Source organism: Intestinimonas butyriciproducens, from assembly GCF_016901775.1.
Classification (GTDB): Bacteria; Bacillota; Clostridia; order Oscillospirales; family Butyricicoccaceae; genus Pseudobutyricicoccus.
Map to the genome: position 1 here is coordinate 92,390 of NZ_JACJKW010000006.1, position 13,157 is coordinate 105,546.

At 56.9% G+C, this 13,157-nt stretch carries 14 protein-coding genes and 2 tRNA genes; 4 read left to right on the forward strand and 12 right to left on the reverse strand.

The annotated features are described in order from the left end of the window. Positions 1 to 101: 101 nt before the first annotated feature. From H6A25_RS04615 to H6A25_RS04650, 8 genes are all read right to left on the reverse strand, one after another. A complete protein-coding gene (locus H6A25_RS04615) occupies positions 102 to 734 on the reverse strand; it encodes a CvpA family protein (RefSeq protein WP_204750822.1) in 633 nt (210 codons plus the stop codon). Between the two features lie 19 nt (positions 735 to 753). Then, on the reverse strand, positions 754 to 1,977 hold the full coding sequence (locus H6A25_RS04620; protein ID WP_204750823.1) for a DUF5711 family protein: 1,224 nt from the start codon (positions 1,975 to 1,977) through the stop codon (positions 754 to 756). After that, positions 1,964 to 2,740, reverse strand: a complete 777-nt coding sequence (gene truA / locus H6A25_RS04625) for a tRNA pseudouridine(38-40) synthase TruA (protein WP_204750824.1) — start codon at positions 2,738 to 2,740, stop codon at positions 1,964 to 1,966. The genes H6A25_RS04620 and truA overlap by 14 nt, the downstream gene beginning before the upstream one ends. Continuing rightward, a complete protein-coding gene (locus H6A25_RS04630) occupies positions 2,737 to 3,540 on the reverse strand; it encodes an energy-coupling factor transporter transmembrane component T family protein (RefSeq protein ID WP_204750825.1) in 804 nt (267 codons plus the stop codon). The genes truA and H6A25_RS04630 overlap by 4 nt, the downstream gene beginning before the upstream one ends. Beyond that, positions 3,534 to 4,400 carry an energy-coupling factor transporter ATPase gene (locus H6A25_RS04635; protein ID WP_204750826.1) on the reverse strand — a complete coding sequence of 289 codons (867 nt, stop codon included), beginning with the start codon at positions 4,398 to 4,400 and terminating at the stop codon, positions 3,534 to 3,536. Before H6A25_RS04635 ends, H6A25_RS04630 begins: the two co-directional genes overlap by 7 nt. A 3-nt stretch (positions 4,401 to 4,403) precedes the next feature. Then, the gene (locus H6A25_RS04640; RefSeq protein ID WP_204750827.1) at positions 4,404 to 5,252 is read right to left on the reverse strand and encodes an energy-coupling factor transporter ATPase; all 849 of its coding nucleotides are present in this window, start codon (positions 5,250 to 5,252) and stop codon (positions 4,404 to 4,406) included. Between the two features lie 25 nt (positions 5,253 to 5,277). Next, positions 5,278 to 6,144, reverse strand: a complete 867-nt coding sequence (locus tag H6A25_RS04645; RefSeq protein WP_204750828.1) for a class I SAM-dependent methyltransferase — start codon at positions 6,142 to 6,144, stop codon at positions 5,278 to 5,280. A gap of 210 nt (positions 6,145 to 6,354) precedes the next feature. Next, complete coding sequence (locus tag H6A25_RS04650; protein WP_204750829.1) at positions 6,355 to 6,921, reverse strand: PduL/EutD family phosphate acyltransferase; 567 nt, start codon at positions 6,919 to 6,921, stop codon at positions 6,355 to 6,357. 273 nt (positions 6,922 to 7,194) lie between these two features. Between H6A25_RS04650 and H6A25_RS04655 the strand changes: the two genes are divergently transcribed. The 4 genes from H6A25_RS04655 (at position 7,195) to H6A25_RS04670 (ending at position 9,370) form a co-directional block, all read left to right on the forward strand. After that, positions 7,195 to 7,887: a helix-turn-helix domain-containing protein gene (locus H6A25_RS04655; RefSeq protein ID WP_204750830.1), complete on the forward strand. Its 693-nt coding sequence runs from the start codon at positions 7,195 to 7,197 to the stop codon at positions 7,885 to 7,887. A gap of 96 nt (positions 7,888 to 7,983) precedes the next feature. Further along, positions 7,984 to 8,059: transfer RNA gene (locus H6A25_RS04660), tRNA-Thr, on the forward strand. A 9-nt stretch (positions 8,060 to 8,068) separates the two neighbouring features. Beyond that, positions 8,069 to 8,153, forward strand: a tRNA-Tyr gene (locus H6A25_RS04665). A 143-nt stretch (positions 8,154 to 8,296) separates the two neighbouring features. Beyond that, positions 8,297 to 9,370 carry a helix-turn-helix domain-containing protein gene (locus H6A25_RS04670; protein ID WP_204750831.1) on the forward strand — a complete coding sequence of 358 codons (1,074 nt, stop codon included), beginning with the start codon at positions 8,297 to 8,299 and terminating at the stop codon, positions 9,368 to 9,370. Positions 9,371 to 9,614: 244 nt separating this feature from the next. Here the strand turns inward: H6A25_RS04670 and H6A25_RS04675 are convergent, their stop codons facing one another. The 4 genes from H6A25_RS04675 to H6A25_RS04690 form a co-directional block, all read right to left on the reverse strand. Further along, complete coding sequence (locus tag H6A25_RS04675; RefSeq protein ID WP_204750832.1) at positions 9,615 to 10,247, reverse strand: HAD family hydrolase; 633 nt, start codon at positions 10,245 to 10,247, stop codon at positions 9,615 to 9,617. A gap of 79 nt (positions 10,248 to 10,326) precedes the next feature. After that, entirely contained in the window at positions 10,327 to 10,965 is a 639-nt protein-coding gene (locus H6A25_RS04680; RefSeq protein ID WP_204750833.1) for a manganese efflux pump, read from the reverse strand. A gap of 71 nt (positions 10,966 to 11,036) precedes the next feature. Next, positions 11,037 to 11,690, reverse strand: coding sequence for a peptidoglycan recognition protein family protein (locus H6A25_RS04685; RefSeq protein ID WP_204750834.1), 654 nt, complete (start codon positions 11,688 to 11,690; stop codon positions 11,037 to 11,039). Between the two features lie 116 nt (positions 11,691 to 11,806). Further along, positions 11,807 to 12,937: an N-acetylmuramoyl-L-alanine amidase gene (locus H6A25_RS04690; protein WP_204750835.1), complete on the reverse strand. Its 1,131-nt coding sequence runs from the start codon at positions 12,935 to 12,937 to the stop codon at positions 11,807 to 11,809. Positions 12,938 to 13,157 lie beyond the last annotated feature (220 nt).

Genomic DNA, 13,157 nt, shown 5'->3' on the forward strand with positions numbered 1-13,157 from the left:
GCGTTTTTATTCCATCCATTTCTCCACCCGGTCTTGGTTTGCTCCTTCCGGCCGCCGGGCGGACCGGCCTGGAAGGGGAATCAATCCCAAAAGATCTACCCTTACGGGAAGATCTGATAGACAAAAGAAGCTACTTTGCTTTCTGCCAGCGACTCCTGGGCAAAAAAGCCGCCCACTCCCTCCGGAGCAAAGGTGCGCAGCCCCAGGCACAAAAGGGCGATCATCACAGCTCCGCCCAAAGCGCCCAGGCACAGCCCGGCCCCATGGTTCACGGTGCGGAAAAGGGGGAGCGTGCCTCCCACTACCCGCACCAGCAGCCACAGCACCAGCTTACACAGCGCAAAACCCACCAAGAAGGCGATCACAGGGGCCAGGCTCTGGCTCACCGTCTGTATGGCGGCCTCCAGCACTTCCCCGCCGCCGTTTTCCACCTGGCTGTGCACCGCTTCCATCAGGCTTTCCGGAGCGTGCACAGCGCTGAGAAGGTTGCGGATGCTTTCCTCTACCGTGGTTCCGGCCGCTTCCAGCTGCCCTTCTGCCGCCTTCTCCAGGACTTTCCCCACCAAAGGCTGCAAAAGTTCCGCAATGGGGGAGGTGAGCACCGGCACCAGCATCCGCGCGCCCACATAGGACAAAAGGCTGCCCACAAGCCCCATCAGCGCTCCCAGGATGCCCTTGCGGGCGCCCCAGAAACACATGAGCAAAAAGAGCACCAAAAAAATCAAATCGATCATGGACTGTCCTTTCGCCGGGTCACTCCCGGTCTATCTGTTCTCCGGCGTCCTTATCCAAAAGCTCCGCCCGGTCGGCATAGATGAGCATCACATCCCCGTCCCTGCGCTGGATCACATCCCGGGCGGTGATCTCCTGCACCTGGCGGGCCGATGCGCCGGGAATGATGGATGTGCACACCAGGGAATCCCGCAGCAAAATGGCGATGTGATCCCCGGTGGCGGAAAGGGAGCGCACGGCCGAAGAATACCGGGCTTCAAACACCGTCTGGCCGTTCTCCCCCACCATCACCACCTGGGTGCGTTCCTGCTGGTCGCCGGTCTCCAGCGCCACCACAGGCCGCTGGCCCATCTTGTGGCTGAAGGTGACCAAAGACCCTTCCGGATAGGAAAAGACGCCTCGCTCCTGTCCCTGGTCGTCGTAGGAATACACTCCCTGGTCGGTGACGATCATCAGAGAGTCATCTTCATAATATTCCATGGAATAAACCGTCATGCTTCCCAAAGGCAGGTCAAACAGCGGCTGCTCCTGATGAATGGAAAAGACCCGGATCATGGATACCCGTTTGCCGTTTTCCTCACTCATGCACAAGGCAGCCAGATGCTGGGAATCCGGCGAGACACAGGACAGCAGGATATAATATTCCGAAGTATTCCAGCGGAAACGCTCCTTCTGCTGATTGTCGTAGAGAGTCACCGCAGCCCGGTAGCCCTGCTCGTCGGTGACCACGCTGAAGGCGCCGTTCTGGTTCACCGAAGCCGAAATGATCTCCGACTCCAGTTCCTTCTGCCACAGGGCAGTATAGCGGTTTGTGAGGCACAAACCATGGCCGCCCCGGTCATAGGCCAGCATATTGTCCTCCACCACGCTGAGGGCCGGAGAGGAATATTGCAGGGGAATGCTCAGTTCTTCTTTGCCCTGGGTGCTGACAAAGCTGAGGGTGTCGCCCCCCAGCACCACAAGGCCATTGCCAAACTCGTCATACACGCTTTCGATGCCGTCTTCAAAGGTATAACCGGCAAAATCCGCATCCCCCGAAGCCCACACAGCGGAAAAATAGGACGCCATCCGCCGCAGGCTGCTGAGGGTAAGCTGTTCATGGTAATTCCAGACGCAATAGACCATGGAACACAAAAGCCCCAAAAGCGCCAGGCTTTTGAACAGGCCGCAGATCTGTCCCCGCCGGTCCTGACGGAATTTGGTAATGTTATTTTTCTCGGGCGGCATTTTTTCACGCTCTGCCATCCAGTTCCTCCATCCCATAGGTCAGCGCCGTCATATAAAGGCCGCAGGCCGGAGCCGTGGGGCCTGCCTGCTCCCTGTCCCGAGAAGCCAGAATCTCCGAGATCTGCCGGGGCTCAATTTTGTGCAGCCCGCAGTAGAGCAGCGTTCCCGAAATGGCTCGGGCCATGTTGTAGAGGAATCCGTCGGCGCACACACGGATCGAAATCAGATCCCCCTCTTTCTCCGTGCAGCAATAATACATGGTGCGCACCGTGCTTCGCACCGGTGTTCCCTCACTGCGCACGGCGGCAAAATCCTGTTTCCCCTCAAAATAGGGCGCCGCTTCCGCCATAGCATCATAATCCAGACGGGAGGGGCAGAAGTAGGCCCGGTTGTGATAAAAGGGATCCCGCACCCGGCTGTTGTGAATCAGATAGGTATATTCTTTTTTCTGACATTGAAAGCGGGCGTCAAAATCCCAGGGCACTTCCACCGCCCGGCTCACCGAAATATCCGGCGGCAGATAGGCGCTGATAGCCAAAGGCAGTTTATCCAGCGGAATACTGGTGGCCATACGGGCATTGGCCACATAGATTCTGGCGTGGACACCGGCGTCGGTGCGTCCCACGCCGGACAGGCTGACCTGGCAGCCTGTGGCCTTGCCGATGGCCTGCTGGAGCACCTGCTGCACGGTGATGGCGTTGTTCTGGTATTGCCAGCCGTGATAGGCGGTGCCCAGATAAGCCAGGCGGAAGGCGATATTTCTCTCTTTGATCTCTTTCATGGCAGCATCCTTGTCAAAACAAATACACAAGCAAAAAACACACAGGTCACGGCATAGGCCGCTCCATCATTTTTCCCCATTTTCAGCTCTTTCAGCCGGGTACGGCCGCTGCCGCCCCGGTAAAGACGGCATTCCATGGCCACCGAAAGCTCATCGGCCCGGCGGAACGCCGACACAAACAAAGGCACCAGCACCGGCACCAACGCCTTGGCCCGCTTGAGCAGGTTGCCGCTTTCAAAATCGGCACCCCGGGCCTTCTGGGCATTCATGATCTTCTCGGTCTCCTCGATCAGGGTGGGAATAAACCGCAGGGCGATGGTCATCATCATGGCAAACTCATGCACCGGCAGATGAATCCGGCTGAGGGGACGGAACAGATTCTCAATGGCGTCGGTCAGGGCCACCGGCGAGGTGGTATAGGTCAGAAGAGAAGTGGAGGCCACCAGCAGCATGATGCGCACCACCATGTAAACGGCAGTCTCAAGGCCTTCTCTGGTGATATGGAAAATCCAGAACTCCCACAAAATCTGTCCCGGGGTGTAAAGCATATTCAAAAGAGCGGTAAACACCGCCAGAAAGGCAATGGGCTTCAGGCTTTTGAGCAGCATCCGAAAACGGATATGGCTGAGAAGAGTGACTCCAATGACTCCCGCGGCGCAGAGCACATAGGCCCAGAATCCGTGGGCCAGAAAAAGCACAATGATAAAGGCAAAGCTGAGGATCAGCTTTGTGCGGGCATCCAGATGGTGCACCGGGCTTTCCACCGGGAAATACTGGCCCAGGGTGATGTCTTTCAGCATGATATGCCCTCCTTTTTGCACCGGAGGATCTCCTGAGCGGCCTGCTCCACGGTGTAGACCCCTTCCCGCACCGGCGCGCCCATCTCCCGCAGCTTCAAAAAGACCCGGGTGATCTGAGGCACATCCAGTCCGGCTTCCAGCAATTCTCCCGCCCGGGAGAAAATCTCCGGCGGCGTGCCGTCCATAAACACATGGCTGTCCCGCATCACCACGATGCGGCTGGCCAGGCGGGCGGCATCCTCCATGCTGTGGGTGACAAAAATCACTGTGGTGCCGTGTTTTTCATGATATTCGGTGATAAAGCGGAAAATATCGTCCCTTCCCCGAGGGTCCAGCCCGGCCGCCGGCTCGTCCAGCACCAGCACTTCCGGCTCCATGGCCAGCACACCGGCCAGCGCCACCCGGCGCTTTTGTCCGCCGGACAGGTCAAAGGGGGATTTTTGCAGCATATCCTCTCCCATGCCGCAGGCGGCCAGGGATTCCACCACCCGCCGGCGCACTTCTTCCGGCTCCAGGCCCATGTTCCGGGGACCAAAGGACACATCGGCCTCGATGGTCTCTTCAAAAAGCTGGTGCTCCGGATACTGGAACACCAGCCCTACCTGAAACCGGGCTTTGCGGGTCACTTCCTTGCTCTCCCAGATATCCCGGCCATGGAGAAACACCTGGCCCCGGGTGGGCTTCAAAAGAGCGTTGAAATGCTGGATCAAAGTGGATTTCCCCGAGCCTGTATGGCCGATGAGGGCCAGAAATTCCCCTTTGTTTACCGACAGGTTCACATTGTCCACCGCCGTCTTTTCAAAGGGGGTGCCGGGGCTATATACATAAGTGAGCCCTTGGGCTCGCAAAATTTCTTCCACAGGTCAGTCCTCCAAAAAGGCCATCAGTCTTTGGGCGCACTCTTCCACCGTCAGCGCGTCGATGGGCAGGGAGCAGCCCTTCCGGTTCAGCTCCTCCAGCACTTCCACCGTCTGGGGAACTCCCAGGCCGGTCCGGTGCATCTTGTCCACCTGGGCAAAGATCTTCCGGGGCGGGCCGTCGCCCACCACATGACCGTCCTCCATCACCACCACCCGGTCGGCCTGGGCGGCCTCGTCCATATGGTGGGTGATGAGCAGCACAGTGATTCCCTTTTCCCGGTTGAGACGGCGGATGGTGTTCATCACCTCAGCCCGTCCTCCCGGGTCCAGCATGGCAGTGGGCTCGTCCAGCACCAGCACCTGCGGCTCCATGGCCAGCACACCGGCAATGGCCACCCGCTGTTTCTGCCCGCCGGAGAGCATGTGAGGAGCACTGCGCTTGAAGTTCTCCATACCTACGGCCCGAAGAGCCGCATCCACCCGGCGGCGGATCTCCTGGGAGGGCAGTCCCAGATTCTCCGGAGCAAAGGCCACATCCTCTTCCACCACGGTGGCCACGATCTGGTTGTCCGGATTCTGGAACACCATCCCTGCCTTTTCCCGGATATCAAAGAGTTTGTCTTCTTCCCGGGTGTCCATGCCGGCCACCCGCACCTGGCCTTGGGTGGGCAGTAAAATGGCGTTGATGTGCTTGGCCAGGGTGGATTTTCCTGAACCGTTGTGGCCCAGCACCGCCACAAAGCTCCCCTGCGCTATTTCCAGGTTCACCCCGTCCAGGGCCAGCAGGTCGGGCTGATCCTCCCTGTTCCGGTATTCAAAGGAAAGGTCTTTGACCTGAATGATCTGTTCCACTGAAAAAAGTCCTCCTTATCCGGCCTTACCGGGCGATCCAGCGGCTGGTATGGCCGCAGGGCAGACCCAAACCGGTCTGGGTCACCGGCAGCAACAGCTCGCCGCCCTCCACTTCCCCGCCGTAGCGGCGGGCCATGGTCATGCCCAGCAGATAGACGGGCACCGAAGGGGAAATGCCGGTGGTATAGGAGTTGATGATGACAAACAAGGGATCGTCGGTGAGCACTTCCATGCACAGCTGAAGGAAGGGCGCAATGCTCTCTTCAAACTTCCAGATCTCCCCGGAAGGGCCCCGGCCGTAGGAGGGCGGGTCCATGATGATGGCATCGTATTTCCGGCCCCGGCGGATTTCCCGCTGGATAAATTTTTTGCAGTCGTCCACAATATAGCGGATGGGAGCCTCGCCCAGGCCGGACAGACGGGCATTTTCCCTGGCCCAGGCCACCATGCCCTTGGATGCGTCCACATGGCAGACGCTGGCTCCCGCCGAGGCGGCAGCCAGGGTGGCTCCTCCGGTATAAGCAAACAGATTGAGCACATTCACCGGCTTTTTCTTTTTCCTCTCCGCCACCTGGCGGCGGATAAAATCCCAGTTGGCCGCCTGCTCGGGAAAGACACCGGTATGCTTGAAACTCATGGGCTTGATCTGAAAAGTCAGATCTTTATAGTGAATGCGCCAGCTCTCCGGCAGATGGAAAATCTCCCACCGGCCGCCGCCCTTGTCCGAGCGGTGATAGACAGCATCGGGCTTTTCCCACAGGGGATGCCCGCCTCTGTCCCAGATGGCCTGGGGGTCGGGACGGATCAGGATATGCTCCCCCCATCGTTCCAGTCGTTCTCCACCGCCGCAATCCAGCAGTTCATATTCCTTCCAGCCATCGGCAGACCACATAACTCTGTTCCTCTCGATTCCAGTTTTCTCCATTTTCTCCCGGCGTTCTTCCGCCGGGAATATCCATTCTTTCCCTATAAAAAGACGGATGTTCCCATAATCAATTTATTTTACCACCCGGAGCGGGCTTCGTCAATGAACGGACTGTAAAGACCCCCGAAAAGAAAAGCCGGGACGCTGCCTGCGCCCCGGCCCTTTTTGTTTCGGTTGTTAGCGGATGATTTCGCCTTCCACCTCACCGGAAATACCGGCGGCATTGGCTTCATCGGTGTCGATGTGCATACGCAGCAGGAACTTGTCGGACACACGCACCACGGTCTCGTTAAAGACGACGGAACGCTCGCCGGAAGTCTTGACGCTGACCACATCCTTGTCCTTCAGACCCAGCTGCTCGGCATCGGCGGGAGTCATGTGGATGTGACGCTTGGCAGCGATGACGCCGCAGGGAATGGTGACTTCGCCGGCAGGACCAACCAGCTTGACGCTGGGGGAGCCTTCGATGTCGCCGCTTTCACGGACGGGAACCTGGATGCCCAGAGCGCGGGCATCGGTGAAGGAAACTTCCACCTGGGAAGCGCTTCTTTCCGGCCCCAGGATGCTCATGTTCAGGGAACCCTTGGGTCCTTCCACCTTGACTTTCTCGTTGCAGGCAAACTGGCCGGGCTGACTCAGGTCCTTTTTGGGGGTCAGCTGATAGCCGGCGCCAAAGAGGGTGTCCAGATCCTGGCGGCTCAGATGCAGATGTCTTGCAGAGGTTTCGATGATCACATTGGCCATTGTTCTCTATCTCCTTTGTTCTTTGTTCCATGGGGACAAATTGTTTGTTTCCTCTCTATAATTTAACACATCCCCGCCGGTTGCGCAACGGCGAGGGGAAAAATATTTGTTCCCCGGGGGTGTTTTTTCGCCTTGCTTTGTGATTTTTCTCTTTTTTACCCATAGTTGTGACAAAATGCACCTTTACAAAGGGTATTCATCGGATTATACTATAAGCAAGTATCTTTACTTCTTTACACATTCTACAAATTCATTCGTGAGGTTAGAGGCCACATGGTTACCGATTTCCCCCGGACGCTGTCGCTTTTGCGGCAGGAGAAAAAACTCAGCCAAAAAAAGGCAGCCGAGGCACTGGGCATTTCCCAGGCGCTGCTGTCTCATTATGAAAACGGCGTACGGGAGCCGGGACTGAGCTTTGTGGTCCGGGCTGCCGATTTCTATGGCGTTTCCTGCGACTATCTGCTGGGCCGTACCATGTCCCGGGAAGGGGCCGCCATCTCGGTGGAAGAGCTGGGGGACCTTTCGGAGGAAAAGGGCAATGTGCTGCGGGGCAGTGTTTCTGCCATGCTCCAAAAGAAGCTGCTGGTCAATTCCTCCGGCATTCTGCTGGACATTCTGGGCAAGGTAGGCCACAAGGGCCTCATCGGCGATGTTTCCGCCTATCTGTCCGTTGCCGTCTACAAGGCCTATCGCTATGTGTATATGATCTCGGGGAAATATTCCGACACCATGTTCCCGGTGCCCGCCCATCTGTTTTCCGATCTGTGCGATGCCGAAATGAAAATGCGGGAATACCGCCTGCGTGCTCTGGCTTCCTCCAATCAGGACAGCCGTCAGCCGCTGGAGTTCCCCGATCTGTCCATCGACGGCCTGAGCCAGGAATATCCCAATCTGGCCCCCGCTTTGCTGTCGGTGCTCCACAATGTGTCCGAGTCCCTGGAAAAGATGGCTCCTGACCAGGAGTAGAAGCAAAAAAATTCTCAAACTTTTTTACAAAAACCTCTTGCCAAGCTGAAAAAACTGTGGTATATTATATCTCGCGCCAGATGTGGTGGCAAACAAGCTGGTGTAGCTCAGCTGGTAGAGCAGCTGATTTGTAATCAGCAGGTCGGGGGTTCGAATCCGTCCACCAGCTCCAATTTCATATGGGAGAGTTCCCGAGTGGCCAAAGGGGGCAGACTGTAAATCTGTTGCGTTTCGCTTCGATGGTTCGAATCCGTCCTCTCCCACCAATGCCCGGATGCAATAGCGTCTGGGCATTTTTAATTGTATTTTCCCCTTAACCAGGGGTTATTTTTTTGCCCTTTTTCTGTCGCACCCCTCCGTTGCGTCTCCGATGCCCCTCTGTTATGATGGAGCCAAAGGAGGGAGCTTTATGAAAATCAACGAAATCATCCGCACCCGCCGCACAGCCCAGGGACTGACGCAAGAGGCCCTGGCCCAGCTTCTGGGGATCTCCGCTCCGGCGGTAAACAAATGGGAAAAAGGGCTGAATTATCCCGATATCACCCTGCTTCCCGCCCTGGCCCGGATACTGGGCGTGGATCTGAACACCTTGCTTTCCTTCCAGGAGGACCTGACGCCGGAAGAAATCGGCCGCTTCTCGGAACAAGTCACCATGGTGGCCCAGGAACAGAGCTGTGCCGCTGCATTCCAGCTGGCCCGGGAAAAGATGCAGGAATTTCCCTCCTGTGATCTTCTGACCTACACCATGGCTCCATTGCTGGAGGGGATTCTGAATCTTTTCCCACCAAAGAAAGAAGAAGCCGAACCCTTCCACCAGGAGGTTTTACAGCTTTATGAGCGGGCTGCAAACAGCCATGATCCCCAGATCGGCCAATGGGCCTGCGCGCTTCTGGCCGGCCGCTATATTGCTCAGGGTCAGCTGGAGCAGGCCAGACCTTTGCTGAAGCAGCTTCCCCAGTCCCACAAAAACAAGCAGCTTCTCCAGGCCTCCCTGGCCCGGAAGGAAGGGGATATCGCCGCTGCATGGACGCTGCTGGAGCAGGAGCTGTGGATCCGGGGAAACGGCGTTCTGGAGGTGCTGAGCCACCTGATGGATCTGGCCGCAGAAGAAAAGGACCTGGATCGGGCCGAAGCCTTTGCCGCCGCTTCCCAAGGTACTGCGGAGGCTCTCCACCTTCCTGCCGCTTCCCGTCTTTCTCTTCCTTTCCAGCTGGCCCTTCTGCAAAAGGATGGCCCCCGTGTCCTTGCTTTGCTGGAGGAAATCTTCCAGAGCATACACCGCCCTGCTCCCTTTGCCGCCTCCCCCCTCTACTGTCACTTGCCGGAAAAGGAAGGAGCCGGCAAGGGCCAGCAGATGATGCTGCGCATGATGGTAAAGGGAGTGGAAGAAGATCCGGAATGTGCTTTTCTCCGGGCTTTACCCCAGTATGCCCTTTGGATGAAAAAATGGCAGAAAAGCGCATTTCAGGAATCCAACCAATAACCAAAAGGCCCGCTCCGGGGAGCGGGCTTCAGCCTGTCGAGAAACCTTTGTCGCATGAGAGGCCCTTTCGCTCTATCCCTCATCAATCTGCAAAAACCGGCGACCTGTGCGTCGGTTTTTGCACCTCTCAAGGGACAAGTGTGCGCCAAAGGCGTGCATGCAGGCCCTTGCAAAAACTCGAAAAAGTGGCAAAGCCACTTTTTCGACACGCCCAGGCCCGCTCCGGGGAGCGGGCCTTTTGGTGCTATATTTCCTCCATCAGCTCCACAAGCTGGGCAAAGTGATCGATGGCAGTATCATAATCTTTGGTATCTCCAAAACCATAGCGGGCAAACACAAAGGGAATGCCTGCCTGCCGGGCCGCATGGGAATCCCCCTGGGTATCCCCCACATACACCGGCTGTTTCAGTCCGTTGCGGCGGATGATGAGCTTATTGTTCTCCCCCTTGGAAAGGCCGGTGGCCCCGAAGCACTCAATGTCCTTGAAATATTTTTCCAGACCCATGGAGCGGAAAAAGCACTGGATATACCCATCCTCACAGTTGCTGACGATGAAGAGGGGGAACTTGCGGCTGAGGACCTGCAAGGTCTCCTCCACCTGGGGATAGAGCGTTCCGCCCCGTTTTTCCAACACCTGATGCTCCACCTGGCAGCATTCTTCCAGCAGCCGCTGCTGCTCCGATTCCGGGCACATAGGGAACATCCGCCGGGCGATCTCATCCATAGGCAAGCCCATATAGCCCTGAAGTTCCGAATACTCCAAAGGCCCCCGCAGATCGGGATGGGCTGCGATCACCTGATTCCAGGCCGTCAGGATCCCCTCCACTGCGTCCCACAAAGTGCCGTCCAGATCAAAAAGAATGCCGTCTGTCTTCATCTTGTTCTCCTCTGTCTCTTTCCTGTATTTTTCCTTTTGCATCATACCTTTTTCAAAGGAGAAAATCAATCCCCTTTTCCTACCCCAACAAGCGGAAAAAGGCCAAAAGCAGAAGGAGCAGGCCGCTGCACCAGCCCATTTCCCCTTCTCCCCGTTTCCCCATCCGCCGGCCCAGGAAATGCCCCAGCCCCAGCAGGATCAAAGTAGCCAGCAGGGAAAAAAGGAACAGCAGACGGGGGTCCATGCCCCCCAAGCCGGCTCCCACCCCGGCGGCCGCCCCATCCAGAGACAGGGCAGCCCCCAACAAAAGACCTTCTCTGGGAGATAAGCTGCGGGAGCCGTCGGCATCGGCCCGGGAAGGGTCAGCATACAGGCATAGGATACACCGAAAACTCCACAGACGAAACCGCATTTCTCCTCTTCCGCCCCATTTGCGCACCCAGCGTTTGAGCATGCTGTCACAGATTTTGCAAAAACCCAAAGCCGCCAGCAAAAAGGCGCACAGCCACTGGAGGCCTCCAGCCAAAGGCTGCCACAGCGCTCCGGCCCAGGCCCCTGCGGCCAGCACACCGCTGCAGCACAAAGCCACCACCAACGCGCTCTTTCCCGGCAAGCGGATCTCCCCCGCTCCATAAGCCAGGCTGGCAAAAAAAGCGTCCAGAGACAGGGCCAGCACCAAGGTTCCGGCTTCCAGCCCCTGACGAACAAGTCCAGGCAAAGGCAAAAACCCCTTTCCGGTTTTTGCTTTATCCTATGCCCTCCCTTTCCAAAGGGTCCCTGCCCCTTGTCCTAATCCTCCTGCTCTTTGGCCTGCTGGGCATACTGCTCTGCCAAAGCCGCAAATTCCTCCATACGCCCATTCTCCCGGATGGTCTGGGGACAGTTTTTTCCGCTGAAATCGTAATGCTCTTTCACCTGATCGGCCGAGAGATCATAGGCGTTCATCAGCCAACCGGTGAGCCGGGCGGCGTTGTCAAAAGTTTTTTCAAAATCCCCATCTGCATTGACGCACAGCTCCACACCGATGCCGTGGAGGTTGCCATCCCCTTCGGCGCCGTCTCCTGCATGATAGGCCACTTCATCATCGGGGATGCTGTGCCACACCTCGGCGTCATCCACCGTATAGTGCCATCCTGTGGTTCCTTCGCCCCCTTTGGCCTCCAACTGGCCATGGGCGGCTGCATCGGCCCCGGCGGCGATGTTCCCCGTTTCGTGAATAACGATGTACCGGATCTCTCTTTTAGTTCCCGGCCGGTTCTGTGCCCCTTCCGGAGCCAGCTGGGTGTACACCGGCACCCCCAGTACATCCTCCGGATACAGTCCCTCCGTGGGTGCGCTCAGCAGTTTCCAGGCCCCGAATGCCACTCCGGCTACCAGGACAACCCCCAGCAGCAGACCGCAGCCTTTTCCCTTTCTTCTTTTCCGCCGTCTTTTCTGAGCCATCTCCATCCCTCCTTTTCCCCGGACAACGCCAAAGCGGCCTGTCCCGCTGCTTCTATCATACAGTGGGGCAGGCCGCCGAATCTTAAATTTTCTCTTAATCTTTCCTCAGTCTTTTCTTACTTTGTGAGGAAAGCATCCACCGCGCGGAAAAGCGCCTCGGCCTCCTGGTGCAGTTTTGCGGTGCTGTTGATCATTTCCACATCTTCCGGGTTATCCATAAAGGCAAACTCCGAAATGACTGCTGTGACATTGACGCCGGCCGCCGCCCGGAGCAGACCGTAATAATCTCCGGTTTTAGTGCTGTTATAGCGGTAGATGATGGGCCGGACCTTCTGGCCCAGCTTGGCATATTCCTCACCGATCAGTTCTGCCAGTTCGGTGGAAGGGCCGCCGTTTTTGTCGGCCACCTGAGCCAGCACTTCGGCGCCGGTGGCATTATGGGCTTCGGTGGCATTGTGATGGACGCTGATGACCAGATCGGGCTTGACCTCCCGGATCATGTTCATCCGGTTGGTGAGGGACAGCGTTTCTCCTTCGCCCCGGGTAAAGATCACCTGATAGCCGGCCTGCCGGAGAAGCGACCCCAGATGCTCCGCCACCACATAGTTGACCTCACTTTCCACAAGGCCCATTTCCTTGTTCACCGTGCCGCTTTCCGAACCGCCGTGGCCCGGATCCACCATCACCACGATATCGCTCCGGTCCACCGTTGTATCAGGAGGCGTTACCGGTGTGGTATTCAGCGGGGCACATTCGATGAGAACCCGCCGCTGGGCATCGTCATACTGCACGCTGAAATCCAGAGCATCCCCCAGATCCCGCAGTTTGAAATATGTATAACCTTCAATGTTATAGGCCGTCATCTGCGCCCGGACCCCATCGATATAAACGGCCGCCTGGCTGCTCACCGCCTGTTTGATGGTGGTGCTGCCCTGAGGAGGGCTCAGCTCAGTACCCAGGGGGGTATAGCGCTGGCCGGTGCTGATATAAATGGAATTGGTATCGTTGCTGTATTGGATCTCAAAGGATTTGTCCCCGCCGCTGAGGGCCTGGGCCACATCCCGCAATTTGAAATAGTTATTGTCGTTGATGTTATAAGCTTCCACACCAATGGTCTTGTCATAAACCAGCACCGGCATGTTATTCAGTTGAGCTTTCTGCGCCGCAGCCAGCCCCACACACCCCAGCAAGGCGAAAAGCAAAGCAGCCAGCAGAAAACCTCCTGCGATTCTTCCTTTCTTTCTCATGGTCTCCTCCAAAAAAATCAGGCATGGCTTCCCACCATGCCAGGCGCGAAAAAATGTATCTGCGGCCTGTTTCACGCCGCAGCGCTTTTGCAAATCGATGTTATTATACCATTTTTCATCCTCTTTCGTCTACCATATAAGCCATTATTTTTTGAAAAAAGCCATTTTTACCCACCAAAAGTTCTGTTCTTTCAGTTTTCAGCAAATTTTTTGGTTATTT

Excerpts from the sequence above, each read along its gene's own strand:
- H6A25_RS04615 (WP_204750822.1), bottom strand. The coding sequence starts at position 734 with ATGATCGATTTGATTTTTTTGGTGCTCTTTTTGCTCATGTGTTTCTGG.
- H6A25_RS04620 (WP_204750823.1), bottom strand. The coding sequence starts at position 1,977 with ATGGCAGAGCGTGAAAAAATGCCGCCCGAGAAAAATAACATTACCAAA.
- truA (WP_204750824.1), bottom strand. The coding sequence starts at position 2,740 with ATGAAAGAGATCAAAGAGAGAAATATCGCCTTCCGCCTGGCTTATCTG.
- H6A25_RS04630 (WP_204750825.1), bottom strand. The coding sequence starts at position 3,540 with ATGCTGAAAGACATCACCCTGGGCCAGTATTTCCCGGTGGAAAGCCCG.
- H6A25_RS04645 (WP_204750828.1), bottom strand. The coding sequence starts at position 6,144 with ATGTGGTCTGCCGATGGCTGGAAGGAATATGAACTGCTGGATTGCGGC.
- H6A25_RS04650 (WP_204750829.1), bottom strand. The coding sequence starts at position 6,921 with ATGGCCAATGTGATCATCGAAACCTCTGCAAGACATCTGCATCTGAGC.
- H6A25_RS04655 (WP_204750830.1), top strand. The coding sequence starts at position 7,195 with ATGGTTACCGATTTCCCCCGGACGCTGTCGCTTTTGCGGCAGGAGAAA.
- H6A25_RS04670 (WP_204750831.1), top strand. The coding sequence starts at position 8,297 with ATGAAAATCAACGAAATCATCCGCACCCGCCGCACAGCCCAGGGACTG.
- H6A25_RS04675 (WP_204750832.1), bottom strand. The coding sequence starts at position 10,247 with ATGAAGACAGACGGCATTCTTTTTGATCTGGACGGCACTTTGTGGGAC.
- H6A25_RS04685 (WP_204750834.1), bottom strand. The coding sequence starts at position 11,690 with ATGGCTCAGAAAAGACGGCGGAAAAGAAGAAAGGGAAAAGGCTGCGGT.
- H6A25_RS04690 (WP_204750835.1), bottom strand. The coding sequence starts at position 12,937 with ATGAGAAAGAAAGGAAGAATCGCAGGAGGTTTTCTGCTGGCTGCTTTG.